We start from the raw sequence: 15,340 nt of genomic DNA on the forward strand, positions 1-15,340 counted from the left end.
GGCGCCTCAGGCGGCGCTGCCGGCGATTCCGTCCAGCTCGCGCATCACCTCGGGCGACAAGTCGATCTCCGCCGCCGCGAGATTTTCGTGCAGGTGCGCGCGCGACGAAGTGCCGGGGATCAGCAGGATGTTCGGCGCGCGCCGCAACAGCCACGCGAGCGCGACCTGCATCGGCGTCGCACCCAGCCGCTCGGCCACTGCCGACAAAGTGCCCGACTGGAGCGGGGTGAAGCCGCCGAGTGGAAAAAACGGCACATAGGCGATGCCGTCGCGCGCCAATTCGTCGATCAGCGCATCATCCTCGCGATGGGCCAAATTATACTGGTTCTGCACGCACACGATCTCGGCGATGCGCCGCCCTTCGGCGATCTGGGTCGGCGTGACGTTGCTGAGCCCGATATGGCGGACGAGGCCCTGCTGCTGGAGTTCCGCCAGCACGGTCAGCGGTGCCTCGAGCGATCCCTCCGCCGGCCCGTGAATACCGAACATCAGCCGCAGGTTGACCACCGCCAGCTGGTCGAGCCCGAGATTGCGGAGATTGTCGTGCACCGCGCCGATCAGGTCGTCGCGCGAGAAGGCCGGGTTCCACGATTTGTCCGGGCCGCGATTCGCGCCGATCTTGGTGACGATCGTCAGATCGTCGCCATAGGGCGCCAGCGCCTCGCGGATGATCTCGTTGACGACGTGCGGGCCATAGAAATCGCTGGTGTCGATGTGATCGACGCCGCTTTCCACCGCGGCGCGAAGCACCGCCAGCGCCTCGCTGCGATCCTTCGGCGGACCGAATACGCCGGGGCCAGCAAGCTGCATCGCGCCATAGCCGAGTCGTTTCACCGCGCGGTCGCCGAGGTTGAACGTGCCGGCCTGATCGAGATTGGACATCGGAAACTCCTGTTGAGTGCCGGCCGCAAATGGGTGTTGAGCGCCTGTTGGATAACGGGGCATGATCTGCACGGGTTGTACGGAATATTGCACAATGGCCGAATTGAGCGATCTCGATGCCTTCGTCGCCGTGGCCCGTGCGCGAGGCTTCCGCGACGCCGCGCGGACCGGCGACGCGAGCGCATCGGCATTGAGCGATGCCGTGCGCCGGCTCGAGACGCGGCTGGGCGTCCGCCTGCTCCACCGCACCACCCGCAGCGTGACGCCGACCGAGGCAGGCGCGCGTCTGCTCGAACGGCTCGGGCCCGCGCTCGCCGAAGTGGACGCGGCGCTGGAGGTCGTGAACGGCTTTCGCGATCGGCCGGCAGGCACGCTCCGCCTCAACGTGCCTGTCAGCGCCGCGCGGCTCGTGCTGCCCGCGATCGTGCCCCCCTTCCTCGCCACCTATCCCGACATCAAGCTGGAGGTGATCGTCGACGACAGCTTCGTCGACATGATCGAGGCGGGGTGCGACGCTGGCATTCGCTATGACGAACGGCTGGAGCAGGACATGATCGCGGTGCCGATCGGCCCGCGCGTCCAATGTTTCGCCACCGCTGCAGCCCCCGGCTACCTCGCCGCGCGCGGCACGCCGCAGCATCCGCGCGATCTGCTCGACCACGCCTGCATCCTCGGTCGCTTCACCAGCGGCGCGCTGACGAGCCCGTGGGAATATGAGCGCGCGGGCGAGATCGTGCGGGTCGAGCCGAGTGGGCAGTTGATCGTGCGGATCGGCGGCGCGGCCGATCTGGTGGTCGATGCCGCCATCGCCGGGACCGGCATCGTTCACCTGTTCGAGGATTGGCTGCGGCCGCATCTCGAAAGCGGGGCGCTGATGCCGGTCTTGAAGGAGTGGTGGCAGCCCTTTTCGGGCCCGTTCCTCTATTATCCCGGGCGCCGTCTGGTGCCGCCGCCGCTCCGTGCCTTCCTCGACTTCATCAGACAGCCGAACGCAGGCGTGCGCCAAGACCATCCGTCGGAGATATAGGCATATTCTTGACTCGCAGCGGGCGAGTATTTCAACTAATGTTACCTCGTTGCTGCAGGAGGCGGAACACGGGGGTGCCCGCCTGCCAGCGATGGGGGGATGCATGGCCGGATCGATCGCGGTGCGCGCGGGCTATATGGCGCTGGCAATGGGGGCGAGGCTGCCGCGCAGCCGACGCCTGCAGGACGTCCATCAGCAATCCCGCACGATCGACGAGATCAAGCGCCACGGGATCGACGTCGTGCTGGATGTCGGCGCCAATCGCGGCTTCTACGCTCGCCATCTGCGCATGCTCGGCTATCGCGGCACGATCCTGTCGTTCGAGCCCGACGCAGCCACCTTCGCCCATCTGGAGGCGCAGACAACGGGCGATCCCGGCTGGCGCGGCTTCAACTGCGCTTTGGGCGAAGCGGCCGGCACGATCGTCTTCAACGTGATCCGCACCGGGCCGGAGACAGTGCTGAGCTCGGCCCTCACCTTCCTCCACGGTGCGCCATCGGCGGTGACCGAGGTGCCGGTGCGGACGGTGGCGGAGGTGCTGGATGCCGAGGGGATCGGCAGCGACGCGCGCATCTTCCTGAAGATGGACACGCAAGGCTATGATCTGCGCGTGTTCGCCGGGGCGAGCAATCATCCGGGGATCCGCCTGCTCCAGTCGGAGCTGTCGGTCGAGCCGCTCTATGTCGGTATGCCGCATTATACCGATGCGCTCGCCTGCTATGAGGATGCGGGGTTCGAGCTGCTCGACCTGTTCGTCGTCAGCCGCACCGAGCGCGGCAGCATCCTCGAATATGATGCGCTGATGACGCGCCGCGCCTGACCGACGGGCTCGATTGCGCGGCGGGAGGGCGTCGGGCATAGGCCGGCGATGATCCCGCACGACGCCCCGTTCGTCCTCATCGACGATCAGGGCGCGGGCGGCCGGCAGACGCTGTTTCGTGATCCGGTGGCGATCATCACCGTGCATCGCAGCGACGAAATCGGGCCTGCTTTGCAGCGAATCCGCGCCGAAACGCGCGGCGGTCGCCATGCCGCGGGCTGGATCGGCTATGCCGCCGGCAATGCGTTCGAGCCTCGGGCGGCGGCGAGCGAAGCGGACCCACTGCTCTGGTTCGGCATCTTCGATCGGGCGATTGCACTGCCGCCGGACGCGCTCGACCAGATGCTGCCCGACCCTGCCGGAGCGTGGATCGGCCCGCCAAAGATCGAACCCGATCGGGCGGCCTACGAAGCCGCCTTCGCCCGGGTGCAGGCCTATATCGCCGCCGGCGACATCTATCAGGCGAATTTGAGCGTGCGCGGCCGCGCGGCATTGCTCGGCGATCCGCGCGCCGCCTATCGCCGGCTGCGTATGGCCGCGCAGGCGCGCTGGGGCGCGCTGATCCACGACGGCGCGCGCTGGATCCTCTCCTGCTCGCCCGAACTCTTCGTCCGCACTGACGGCAGGAGGGTGCTGACCCGCCCGATGAAGGGCACAGCGCCGCGCGGGCGAACGCCGGCCGAGGACGACGCTTATGCGGCGGCGCTCGCCGGCGACCCGAAGGAGCGCGCCGAGAATCTGATGATCGTCGATCTGCTGCGCAACGACCTGTCGCGCGTCGCGGTGGCCGGCAGCGTGCGGGTGCCGTCGCTGTTCGCGGTCGAGCGCTATCCGACGATCCTGCAGATGACATCCGACGTCGCGGCGACGCTGGCGCCCGGCCGCGACGCGATCGATCTGGTCGAGGCATTGTTTCCATGCGGCTCGATCACCGGCGCGCCCAAGGTCCGCGCGATGCAGGTGATCGAAGAGGTCGAGACCGGCCCACGCAACCTCTACACCGGCGCGATCGGCATGTTCGCACCCGACGGGGCGGCCAGCTTGAACGTCGCGATCCGGACGTTGGCGATGCCGGCAGGATCGCAGGAGGCAAAGTTCGGGCTGGGCTCGGCGGTGGTCGCGGACTCGACCGCCGAGCGCGAATGGCGCGAATGCCTCGCCAAGAGCGCGTTCGTGACCGCCGGCCAGCGCCCGATCGGCTTGATCGAGACGATGCGATTCGAGCCCGGTCGAGGCATCGTGGATCGCGACCGGCATCTCGCCCGCATGCAGGGAAGCGCCGACCTGCTCGGCCTGCCGTTCGATCCGTCACGGATCGTGGCGGCGCTGAACGCGCACCTCGCCGCCGTCACCGAGGGGCGGCGCGTGCGCCTGCACCTGTCCTTCGGCGGTGCGATCGAGGTCGGATCGACGGCGCTGCCGCCACCTCCGTCGGGTGAGGTCGATGTCAGGATCGTCGCGCTGCCGGTGGACCCGTCCGACTTCCGGCTCGCGCACAAGACCGACGATCGCCTGTTCTACGATGACGCGCGCAAGGCGGCTGGCACGTTCGAAGTCGCGTTCGCACGCCGCGACGGACTGTTGACCGAGGGCAGCTTCACCAATCTGTTCGTGCGCCGCGACAGCCTGCTGCTCACCCCGCCCGCAGCACGCGGCCTGCTGCCCGGCATCCTGCGCGCGCGTCTGCTCGAACAGGGCGAGGCGATCGAGGCCGATCTCACCGCCGACGATCTGCGCGACGGCTTCTACGTCGGCAATGCCGTGCGCGGCCTGCTGCCGGCGCGGCTCGCCTGACGCCTAGCGCCGGCCCTTGTGGCGGATGTTGGCCGGCCGACCACGACGACCGACCGGGCGCCGATCGCGTGTTCCGCGACGGAGCGGCATGTGGCTCGCTCCCTCGGGCAGCTCGAACCGCAGTGCGCCGCCGATCGGGTCGGCCTCCGCCAGCCGCAGCTTGAGCAGCATGCCGGGCGTGTAGCGCTCGCCGCTCGTCTCGCCTTCCAGCGCCTGCGATCCCTCGTCGTAGCGGAAATGCTCCGCCCCCAGGGTCGACACCGGCACGAGCCCGTCGCCGCCGAGGCCGACCACGGTGGCGAAGAATCCGAACGATTTCACGCCGGTGATGCGCGTATCGACCACCTCGCCGACATGCGCCGAGAGATAGGCGGCGACGTAGCGGTCGATCGTCTCGCGCTCAGCCTCCATCGCCCGCCGTTCGGCCGCCGAGATCAGTTCGCCCACGCGCGACAGGTCGGCCGCGTCGCTTTCCGACAGACGGGTCGCATCCGCCGCCGGATCGAGCCGATACGCCCCCGCCAGCGAGCGGTGCACCAGCAGATCGGCATAGCGGCGGATCGGGCTGGTGAAATGGGCGTAGCTGCCCAGCGCCAGCCCGAAATGGCCCTGATTGCCCGGCCCGTAATAAGCCTGCGTCTGCGTGCGCAGCACCTGCTCCATGATCTGCGGGCGGAAATCCGATTCGCCGATCCGTTCGAGCAGATGGTTGAACGTCGCCGGGCGCACCACCTGCCCCAGCGCGAACTCGACACCGAACGTCTTGAGATACTCCTTCAGCGCGACCAGTTTCTCGCGGCTCGGCGGCTCGTGGACGCGGTACATGACCTGCGCCTTCTTCGCCTCAAGCGCCTTGGCGGCGGCGACGTTGGCCGCGATCATGTAATCTTCGATCAACCGGTGCGCATCGAGCCGCTCGCGCGGAGCGACCGAGAGGATGCGGCCTTTCTCGTCCAGCACCACGCGCCGCTCGGGCAGGTCGAGGTCGAGCGGCGCGCGCGCATCGCGCGCCTTCGCCAACGCCGCCCAGCACGCCCAGAGCGGCTTGAGCGCGGTTTCGACCAGCCCTTCATCCCAGCGGAAGCCGCGATCTCCTGCCGGGTTCTCTACCTCGGGAGATCCCGGCGTTCGCTGGGATGACGAGGGGCTCGCGCGATCGATCGCCGCCTGCGCTTCCTCATAGGGGATGGTCGCCGCGATCCGCACCACCGCGCGGGTGAAGCGCCAGCCGGTCAGCTTGCCGTCCGCCGCAATGGTGAGGTGGCACGCCATCGCCGCGCGATCGACGCCTTCCTTCAGCGAGCAGATGTCGGCCGACAATGTCTCCGGCAGCATCGGCACGACGCGATCGGGGAAATAGACGCTGTTGCCGCGCTTGCGCGCCTCGCGGTCGAGCTCGGAGCCGGGGCGGACGTAGAAACCGACGTCGGCGATGGCGACGATCGCCTTGAACCCGCCCGGATTGGCCGGATCATCGTCGGGCGCGGCCCACACCGCATCGTCATGATCGCGCGCGTCGATCGGATCGATCGCGACGATCGGCAGATGGCGCAGATCCTCGCGCCCCTCGCCTAGCGGCTGCTTCGCCATCCGCTCGGCCTCGGCCAGCGTCTCGGCGGCAAAGCGGTCGGGGATGCCGAACTTGTGGATCGCGATCAGGCTGAAGCTGCGCGGCGCAAACGGCTCGCCCAGCCGCTCGGTCACCTTGGCGGTGATGCGCGGCGGCCGGCCGGCCTTCTCGGCCAGCACGAGGTCGCCCGCCTGCGCCTCGCCGGCGTCGGACACCGGCAGCTCGCGGCGCTCGCGCTTGTCGACCGGCTTCAGCCACAGCCGATCGCCCTCGGCATGGAGCACGCCCAGCACCAGTTCGGCGTTGCGCGCGAGCCGCTTCAGCGGATGCGCGACATGGCCGCGCCCTGCCTCCTCGGTGCGCGCGAGGATGCGGTCACCGGGCCCGAGCGGTTCCCGCCGGCCGCGCTCCATCACGCGGAGCCGCGGCGCGGGGGCGTCGCCATGCCAGCTTTCGGGCACCGCGAACGCCTGGCCGTCCTCGTCGACATCGACGATACGCATCACCGTCACCTTCGGCACGCCGCCCATCTTGTGGAAGGCGCGGCCGGGGGCGCTGTCGATCAGCCCCTCGTCGGCCATGTCCTTCAGCAACGCCTTCAGCGCCACCTTGTCCGCGCCGTGCAGCCCGAAGGCACGCGCAATCTCGCGCTTGCCCGCGGGCGCATCGCTCTTGGTGATGAAGTCGAGAATCTGGTCGCGCGTGGGCAGACCGTGAGCGGCGGGGCGAGGCATCGCCCCGAGATAGACGCGGCGAGCCGCCTGCGCCATGCTCTTTGCCGGTCGGTGACGGGAGACGCGGCGCACAACATGCTGTAACCCCATGGCTCAGGCGGTTGGGAGGACCGCGCGCGACAGCGGGTCGAAGAAGGGTTGTGCATGCGGGCGATGCGATGGTGGGCGATAGCGGCGGCAACGGCGTCCGGCTCCGCATCCGCCCAATCGGTGCCCTCGACCACGCTCGCACCGCCGACGCGCGATCAGGTCCAGCGCGCCGCGCCGCCCGCACAGGCGACGCCGCCGTCGCACCTGACGGTTCGCGGCGGCATCGCCCGCGCCCCCTGCCCGCTCGAGAGCCCGGCGTTCGCCAACACGACGCTGACGCTGAAAGGCGTCGCGTTCGATCATCTTCGCGGGCTTCCGGCCGAGGCGCTGCGCCCGGCGTACGAAAGCTTCCTCGGCAAGACGGTGCCGCTGTCCACCGCCTGCGAGATCCGCGACGCCGCCGCCGCGATCCTGCAACAAGCGGGCTATGTCGCCGCGCTGGAAGTGCCGCCACAACAGGTGACCGATGGCGTCGTCCGGTTCGACGTATTGATGGCGCGGCTGGTGCGGATCGAGGTGCGCGGGCGGGCGGGCCGCTCCGAGCGGTTGCTCGCCGCCTATCTCGACAAATTGGTCGGCGAGCCGTTATTCAACCAGAAGCAGGCCGAACGCTACCTGCTGCTCGCGCGCGACCTGCCCGGCTACGACGTGCGCCTGACGTTGCGATCGGCCGGCGGTGCGCCCGGCGACGTGATCGGCGAGGTCACCGCATCGCGCCTGCCGCTGATCATCAGCGCCAGCATGCAGGATTATGGCGGCCACGCCGTCGGTCGCTGGGGCGGCCTGCTCAGCCTGCAGGCGAACGACCTGATCGGCCAGGGCGATCGCCTCACACTGGGCTTCTACAACACCACCCAGTTTCACGAACAGAGCGTCGTGCAGGCCGGCTACGACATGCGCCTGGGCAGCGAGGGGCTGACGGTCGGTGGCCGCTTCACCTACGCCTGGACGCGACCGGATCTCGGCGACGGCTTCCATCCGCTGAGTTCGCGGACATTGGTCGCCTCGCTGGAGGCCGCTTATCCGTTCAAGCGGTCGCAGCGCCTTGACGTGCGCGGTGTCGCGGGCGTCGACCTGATCGATCAGCAGCTCGACCTGTTCGGCGATCCCTATACGCGCGACAGGTTGCGCGTCCTCTATGGCCGGCTGGACGTCGGCGCGACGGCATCGATCGACGATTTCTCGCCCGACGGCGTGCGCCTGCCGCGCTGGCGCGCGATCGGCACGCTGGAGGCACGCCATGGCATCGGCGTGCTCGGCGCGAGCCAGACCTGCCTCGATCCGATCGTCGGCAATTGCACCGCGACCAGCCGGCCGCAGGGGGATGCGAGCGCCACTTTGGTACGTCTTACCGCCCTGCTCGACTATCGCCTGACGCGGCGCCTGACGATCGCGCTGGGCCCGCGCCTGCAATATGCGTTCAATCCTTTGCTCAGCTACGAGCAATATTCGGGCGGCGCCTACACGGTCGGGCGCGGCTACGATCCCGGCGTGATCGTCGGCGACAGCGGTGCGGGCAGCTATGTCGAATTGCGGCGGGGGGCGCTTAGCCCACGATCGCCGAGCAGCTTTGCGTTCCAGCCCTACGCATTCGCCGACGCCGCCTGGGTTTGGAACCGCCAGGCGAACGAGGGCGGCGGCTTCGCGCGGGATCGGCTGCTGTCGGCCGGCGGCGGCGTCCGGATCGCGTGGGGCGATCACGCGCGGCTGGACGTGGGCGCGGCCGTTCCGCTGCACCGGACCAACTCACAGCTGGAGGGTGGCGATACCCGCGTGCTCGTCTCGCTCACCACGCGACTGGTGCCGTGGCGCTCGCCCGGCGATCGCTAGCGGTCAGTCCGCGCCGAGGACGCCCTTCAGCCGCGCGAAGAAACCGCTCGACTGCGGGCATTCCTCGCCCGTCTCGGTGGCGCGGAATTCCTCCAGCAGCTCGCGCTGGCGCGAGGTGAGCCGGGTCGGCGTCTCGACCTCGATCTGCACGACCATGTCGCCATGGCCGCGACCATTCAGCACCGGCATGCCGGCACCACGCTGACGAAGCTGCTTGCCCGACTGGATGCCCGCAGGAATGCGGATCTCGTGCTGCTGCTTGTCGAGGCCGGGGACGGTGATCGTGCCGCCCAACGCAGCGGTAGTGATGCTGATCGGCGCTCGCGCAAACAGCGACGTGCCCTCGCGCTCGAACACCGAATGCCGCTGGACGTGGAGGAAGATGTAGAGGTCGCCCGCCGGCCCGCCGCGCGCGCCGGCCTCGCCTTCGCCCGACATGCGGATGCGGGTGCCCTCGTCGACGCCGGGCGGAATGCGAACCTCGAGCGTCTTGGACTTCTCGACCCGGCCCTCGCCGCGGCAGGCGGTGCACGGCTCGGCGATCACCTCGCCGCGCCCATGACAGGTCGGGCAGGTCCGCTCGACCACGAAGAAGCCCTGCTGCGCGCGCACCTTGCCATGGCCCTGGCAGGTCGGGCAGCCGCGCGCGGCGGTGCCGGCCTTGGCGCCGCTGCCGTCGCACACGTCGCACGTGGCGGCGACGTCGACCCGTACCTGCTCGCTCTTGCCGTGATAGGCATCTTCCAGCGATATTTCGAGATCGTAGCGCAGGTCGGCGCCCCGCTGGACCGACGATCCGCCGCGCCCCCCGCGACCGCCGCCCATGAACTCACCGAAGATATTCTCGAAAATGTCGGAGAAGCCCTCGAACCCCGGTCCGCCGCCACCGCCACCGCCACTCTGAAAGGCGGCGTGGCCGTAGCGATCGTAAGCGGCGCGCTTCTGCGGATCCTTCAGCACGTCATAGGCGACACTGATCGCCTTGAACTTGGATTCTGAATCCTTGCAGCCCGGATTGCGATCCGGATGGCATTGCATGGCGAGCCGTCGATAGGACGTCTTGATCGTCTTGTCGTCGGCGGTGCGCTCGATCTCCAAGAGCTCGTAATAATCGACTTCAGCCATTCCCGCCCCGCTTCGCCCCCTCGGCCGTCACCCCGGCGAACGCCGGGGTCTCGTGAAGCAGAGGCTTTGCCTCGCCACAGGAGATGCCAGCTTTCGCCGGCATGACGGAAAGGGTCATTTTTACTCCAACCTTACTTGTCGTCGACCTCGGAAAATTCCGCGTCGACCACATCGTCGCCATGGCCGCCTTCGCCATGCGATGCCGCACCCGCCGCACCGGGGCCGCCGGCGGCAGCCTCCTGCTGGTAGATCGCCTGGCCGAGCTTCATGCTCACCTGCATCAGCGCGTTGGTCTTCTCGGTCATGCGATCGGCGTCGTCGCTTTCGACCGCCGCCTTGGCCTCGGCCACCGCCGCCTCGATCTCGGCCTTCAGCGCCGCGTCGACCTTGTCACCATTGTCGGCGAGCTGGCGCTCGGTCGAGTGGATCAGGCTTTCGGCATTGTTCTTGGCCTCGGCCGAGGCACGGCGCTTCTTGTCCTCGTCGGCGAAGGATTCGGCGTCGCGCACCATCTTGTCGATGTCGGCGTCGGACAGACCGCCCGAAGCCTGGATCTTGATCTGCTGCTCCTTGCCGGTGCCCTTGTCCTTGGCGGAGACGTTGACGATGCCGTTCGCGTCGATGTCGAATGTGACCTCGATCTGCGGCACGCCGCGCGGCGCGGGCGGGATGCCGATCAGGTCGAACTGGCCGAGCATCTTGTTGTCGGCCGCCATCTCACGCTCGCCCTGGAAGACGCGGATCGTGACGGCATTCTGGTTGTCGTCGGCCGTCGAATAGGTCTGCGACTTCTTGGTCGGGATGGTCGTGTTGCGATCGATCATCTTGGTCATGATGCCGCCGAGCGTCTCGATGCCGAGCGAGAGCGGCGTCACGTCGAGCAGCAGCACGTCCTTGACGTCGCCCTGCAGCACGCCCGCCTGCACCGCCGCGCCGATCGCCACCACCTCGTCGGGGTTGACGCCGGTGTGCGGCTCCTTGCCGAAGAAGCTCTTCACCGCTTCGCGCACCTTGGGCATGCGCGTCATGCCGCCCACCAGCACGACCTCGTCGATATCGGCCGCCTTCACGCCCGCATCGACCAGCGCCTTGCGCATCGGCTCGATCGTGCGCTTGATCAGGTCGTCGACCAGACGCTCCAGATCGGCGCGCGTGATCGACTTGACGAGATGCTTCGGCCCGGTCGCGTCGGCGGTGATGAAGGGCAGATTGACCTCGGTCGTCTGCGTCGACGACAATTCGATCTTCGCCTTCTCGGCCGCTTCCTTCAGGCGCTGGAGCGCGAGACGATCCTTGGTGAGATCGATGCCCTCGGCCTTCTTGAACTCGTCGGCGAGATACTGGACCAGCTTGGCGTCGAAATCCTCGCCGCCGAGGAAGGTGTCGCCGTTGGTCGACTTCACCTCGAACACGCCGTCGCCGATCTCGAGCACGGACACGTCGAACGTGCCGCCGCCCAGATCGTAAACCGCGATCGTCTTGCCGTCATTCTTCTCGAGGCCATAGGCCAGAGCGGCCGCGGTCGGCTCGTTGATGATGCGCAGCACTTCGAGGCCGGCAATGCGGCCGGCATCCTTGGTCGCCTGGCGCTGCGCGTCGTTGAAGTAAGCCGGCACGGTGATGACCGCCTGCGTCACGGTCTCGCCGAGATAGCTCTCGGCGGTTTCCTTCATCTTCTGGAGCGTGAAGGCCGAAATCTGCGACGGCGAATAATCCTGGCCACCCGCCTGCACCCACGCGTCGCCGTTCGGGCCGCGCACGATGTGGTAGGGCACCAGCTCGGTGTCCTTCTTGGTGATCGGATCGTCGAAGCGGCGGCCGATGAGGCGCTTCACCGCGAAAATCGTGTTGTCGGGATTGGTGACCGCCTGGCGCTTGGCCGGCTGGCCGATCAGCCGCTCCCCATCCTTGGCGAAGGCGACGATCGACGGCGTGGTGCGCGCGCCTTCCGAATTCTCGATCACCTTGGGCTTGCCGCCCTCCATGACCGCGACGCACGAATTGGTCGTCCCGAGATCGATGCCGATGACTTTGGCCATAATCTTCCTCTTGTCTCTGCCCTACCCAGCCGCTGGCGCACGCACCCCCTCAACAGGCGAATGCACGACCGACAGCAGCGGTTACGGGGGCGATATAGGGTGGGCGCGGGCCATCGCAAGCGTACCACCGAGGGGAGTTCCACGCACCCTCCCGAGGCGCTAGACCCGGCCATGATGATCGCGCGTACCGCCCTTGTCGCCCTGCTGCTGCTCGGCGCCTGCCATCGCGAGGCCGCGGCCCCGAAGGTGGTGCGCGCCTGGGTGCGCCTGCCCGCCGTCGCCGGTCTGCCCGCCGCCGGCTATTTCACGATCGAGGGCGGCAGCGCCGACGAACGGCTGGTCAAGATCGAGAGTACGCTCGCGCGCCGCACCGAGATGCACCAGAGTATGAAAGGCATGGGAGCGATGACGACAATGGCACCGCTCGCCGACGTCGCGGTGCCGGCGCATGGGCAGGTCGCGTTCGCGCCGGGCGGACGGCATGCGATGCTGTTCGATCTCGATCGCGCGGTCGCGCCCGGCACGGCGGTGCCTCTGCGCTTCGGCTTCGCCAGCGGGCGCACCGCGGAGGCGGAGGCGAAGACGGTCGGAGCGGGCGACGACGCGCCCTACTGAGCGCGGTTGAGCGGATGTTTGCCGGCTGGAAGCTATTTCGCGTCTAGGGTAGCACCGCAACGCACCGGAGACCCACGCCTTGAACCCCACGCTGATCGTGCTGCCCTCGGTGCCGCTCGCGCATGACGGCGAGCGCCTGTTCATGGACATCAAGGCGGTCGAGGGGCTGAGCCTCTATGCGGATCTGTGGCCGGGGCCGGTCCATTGCCTGATGCGCGTGGGTGATCGAAGCGCGATCGCGTTTGGCCGCAGCTATCTGCCATCGGAGCTGCCGTTCAAAGTGATACCGTTCGAGGGCGACCTACCGCCCACCGCGTTGCTGGACGAGGGCGCGGTGGTGCTGGCGGCGGGCGACAGCCATCTCGACATCGACCTTCCGGCGCGGACCGCGACGCCGTTGGTGTTCATCATCGAATATACGCTCGCGACGCGGCTGCGCATCCTGCAGCTCGACCGTGGCTGGTCGCTGGGTGCGCTCAAATCGGCGCTGTGGACGCTCAAGACCGAGCGCCGCCGACGCCGTGCGTTCCGCGCCTCGGCCGGGCTGCAGGCAAACGGCACGCCGGCGTTCGACGCCTATCGCGCAATGTCGCCATCGCCGATGCTGTATTTCGACAGCCGGCTGCGCCTCGACCAGATGCCGACGCCCGAACAGGTTGACGCCAAGGCCGACGCCATCCGCGCCGGCCGTCCGCTGCGACTGGCTTTTTCCGGCCGGCTGGAGCGGATGAAGGGCGCGGACCATCTCGTGCCGACCCTCGCCGCGCTGGCGAAGCGCGGCATCGCCTTCACCTTCGACCTGTATGGCGAGGGATCGCTCAAGCCCGCTATTGCCGCTGCAGCGGCTGCGGCGGGCATCGCCGATGCCGTGCGCATCCACGGCGGGGTGCCGTTCGACGAGGAGCTGGTCCCGCTGCTGAAGGATCGGACCGACCTGTTCCTGTGCCTGCACCGGCAGGCGGACCCATCCTGCACCTATCTGGAAACGATCGGCTGCGGGGTGCCGATCGTCGGCTACGACAATGCCGCCTTCGCCGGCGTGCTGGCGCTCGGCGAGACCGGGATCGCGACGCCGATGGATCGCCCAGAGCAGGCGGCTGCGGCGATCGCCACGCTGAATGCGGATCGCCCCCGCCTCGCCCGTATGGCGCGCGACGCCGCCGCGATCGGCCGCGCGCATGGCTTCGAGGCGACGTTCGCCGCCCGCATCACCCACCTGCGCGACGTCGCCGGTTTATGAAGCCGAGTGAGCGAGGATCGGGAACGGATTGATCTCGCTGCCTTTCCACCAAGGCTCGCCCGGCGCCATGCGCTGGATCTCGTAATGGAGGTGCGGTGCGCTCGGGTCGGCATCGCCGCTTGATCCGACCGTGCCGATCGGCTGTCCCTGCCGGATCCTCACGCCTTCGCGCAGGTCTGCCGTATAAGTATCGAGATGCGCGTAATAATCCTGCCAGCTTGTGTCGTCGCGCCGGATATAGACGGTGTGGCCGCCATCCTTGCTCTCGAACAATTTCTCGACCGTTCCGGCCGCCGCGGCGACGACCGGCGTACCCTTCGCCGCCGGAATGTCGATCGCGTGATGCGCGCGCGTTCCGCCGCCTCGGGCATCGCCCCAGCTATCGGCAAGTTGCGTTATCTTGACGCCTGCGACCGGGACAACCAGCCCACCCGCCGCTGCGACCGGCGCAGGGGCCGGCGTACGAACCCCGACCGGCGCGCGACCGTGGCGCACCAACGCCGCGAAGATCGCGATCACGAGCGCGAACCCCAGCAGCAGCATCCAGCCGAGCCGCGTCATTCCTGGAAGACCGCGGGCGTGCCGGGCTTCACCATCAGCGACAGCCGCGCGGCATCCCAGTTGGTCAGGCGGATGCAGCCATGGCTTTCGGTGCGGCCGATATTCTCCGGCATGGGCGTACCGTGGATGCCGTAATGCGGCTTGTCGAGATCCATCCACACCACGCCCACCGGCCCGTTCGGGCCGGCCTTGAGCGTCTGCTTGGTCTCCCCCGCCTTGGCATCCCAGAACAGTTTCGGATTGAAGTGGAAGCTCGGCAGATAGGATCGGCCGAGGATCTTCCAATTGCCGATCGGCAGCGGGTCGTGCGTACTGCCCATCGTCGCGGGGAATTGCGCGACCAGTTTGCCGCCATCGTCATAGACGCGCAGCACGCCCTCGCTCTTGCTCACCACAACCTTCGCCGCCTGCGGCTGATCCGACGAGACGCTGAGCTGGGCCAGCATCGCGCGCCATTCGGGCTTGAGCGTGTCGGGATAGGCGCTGGCGGCCGGGCGCACGTTCGGCACCTTGATCGTCACGCCCGGCGCCAGTTTGGTATCGCGGCTGTTGAGCGCGATCAGCGTCGGCTGGGTGGTGTGGAAGCGCTCGGCCAGCTCCTCCATCGCGTCCGAATAGCCGAGCGAGGGTAGCTTCGCCTGCGCGGCCTCGCTCTTGGGGATAGGCCCGACGAACGGGCCCGCCAGATCGTCGGCCGTCAGCGTCACGTCGATCGTCGCCGGCGTATCGTGATAGGCATCCAGCAGCTTGCGCGTGTCGTCGTCGATCGTCCCAGACGGGGTCACGCCGCGCGCGGTCTGGAGCCCCTTGATCGCCTTCGTCAGCGACATGCCGGCATGACCGTCGATTACCCCCGGGGTGAAGCCCAGCCGATCGAGCAGCACCTGCTGGTTAAGGATATCGGGATCGATCGGCGTCGTCGCCGGCTTCTGCGCGATCGAAGCAGGACAGACCGTGGCAAGCATAAGGTAAACGCCGGCAACCCTTAATGTTTTCACGCGTGCGATCCTTTA

The 15,340-nt window shown here is 68.2% G+C and carries 12 protein-coding genes; 6 read left to right on the plus strand and 6 right to left on the minus strand.

The features are described from left to right. Positions 1–6: 6 nt before the first annotated feature. Complete coding sequence (locus K8P63_RS11420; RefSeq protein WP_223796158.1) at positions 7–882, minus strand: aldo/keto reductase family oxidoreductase; 876 nt, start codon at positions 880–882, stop codon at positions 7–9. A 94-nt stretch (positions 883–976) separates the two neighbouring features. On the opposite strand from K8P63_RS11420, the gene K8P63_RS11425 reads away from it, so the two are divergent. From K8P63_RS11425 to pabB, 3 genes are all read left to right on the plus strand, one after another. Beyond that, on the plus strand, positions 977–1,909 hold the full coding sequence (locus K8P63_RS11425) for a LysR family transcriptional regulator (RefSeq protein ID WP_223796159.1): 933 nt from the start codon (positions 977–979) through the stop codon (positions 1,907–1,909). A gap of 103 nt (positions 1,910–2,012) precedes the next feature. Beyond that, positions 2,013–2,729, plus strand: a complete 717-nt coding sequence (locus K8P63_RS11430; RefSeq protein WP_223796160.1) for an FkbM family methyltransferase — start codon at positions 2,013–2,015, stop codon at positions 2,727–2,729. 48 nt (positions 2,730–2,777) lie between these two features. Beyond that, positions 2,778–4,523, plus strand: a complete 1,746-nt coding sequence (gene pabB / locus K8P63_RS11435) for an aminodeoxychorismate synthase component I (protein ID WP_223796161.1) — start codon at positions 2,778–2,780, stop codon at positions 4,521–4,523. Positions 4,524–4,526: 3 nt separating this feature from the next. Here the strand turns inward: pabB and K8P63_RS11440 are convergent, their stop codons facing one another. After that, positions 4,527–6,863, minus strand: a complete 2,337-nt coding sequence (locus K8P63_RS11440) for a ribonuclease R family protein (protein ID WP_223796162.1) — start codon at positions 6,861–6,863, stop codon at positions 4,527–4,529. A gap of 108 nt (positions 6,864–6,971) precedes the next feature. On the opposite strand from K8P63_RS11440, the gene K8P63_RS11445 reads away from it, so the two are divergent. Further along, complete coding sequence (locus K8P63_RS11445) at positions 6,972–8,747, plus strand: ShlB/FhaC/HecB family hemolysin secretion/activation protein (protein WP_223796163.1); 1,776 nt, start codon at positions 6,972–6,974, stop codon at positions 8,745–8,747. 3 nt (positions 8,748–8,750) lie between these two features. Here K8P63_RS11445 and dnaJ read toward each other — a convergent pair whose 3' ends face one another. Beyond that, a complete protein-coding gene (gene dnaJ, locus K8P63_RS11450; protein WP_223796164.1) occupies positions 8,751–9,872 on the minus strand; it encodes a molecular chaperone DnaJ in 1,122 nt (373 codons plus the stop codon). A 131-nt stretch (positions 9,873–10,003) separates the two neighbouring features. Beyond that, positions 10,004–11,911 (minus strand): molecular chaperone DnaK, encoded by a 1,908-nt coding sequence (gene dnaK, locus K8P63_RS11455; protein ID WP_223796165.1) that lies wholly within the window; start codon positions 11,909–11,911, stop codon positions 10,004–10,006. Positions 11,912–12,085: 174 nt separating this feature from the next. On the opposite strand from dnaK, the gene K8P63_RS11460 reads away from it, so the two are divergent. Both K8P63_RS11460 and K8P63_RS11465 read left to right on the plus strand, forming a co-directional pair. Further along, positions 12,086–12,526, plus strand: coding sequence for a copper chaperone PCu(A)C (locus K8P63_RS11460; protein ID WP_223796166.1), 441 nt, complete (start codon positions 12,086–12,088; stop codon positions 12,524–12,526). A gap of 79 nt (positions 12,527–12,605) precedes the next feature. After that, positions 12,606–13,766 carry a glycosyltransferase gene (locus K8P63_RS11465; protein WP_223796167.1) on the plus strand — a complete coding sequence of 387 codons (1,161 nt, stop codon included), beginning with the start codon at positions 12,606–12,608 and terminating at the stop codon, positions 13,764–13,766. Here K8P63_RS11465 and K8P63_RS11470 read toward each other — a convergent pair. Further along, the gene (locus K8P63_RS11470; protein ID WP_223796168.1) at positions 13,761–14,327 is read right to left on the minus strand and encodes a M23 family metallopeptidase; all 567 of its coding nucleotides are present in this window, start codon (positions 14,325–14,327) and stop codon (positions 13,761–13,763) included. The two genes, K8P63_RS11465 and K8P63_RS11470, sit on opposite strands and share 6 nt — an antisense overlap. Next, positions 14,324–15,292, minus strand: a complete 969-nt coding sequence (locus K8P63_RS11475) for a L,D-transpeptidase family protein (protein ID WP_223796169.1) — start codon at positions 15,290–15,292, stop codon at positions 14,324–14,326. The genes K8P63_RS11470 and K8P63_RS11475 overlap by 4 nt, the downstream gene beginning before the upstream one ends. Positions 15,293–15,340 lie beyond the last annotated feature (48 nt).

This window comes from Sphingomonas nostoxanthinifaciens (assembly GCF_019930585.1).
GTDB classification, from domain to species: Bacteria; Pseudomonadota; Alphaproteobacteria; order Sphingomonadales; family Sphingomonadaceae; genus Sphingomonas_I; species Sphingomonas_I nostoxanthinifaciens.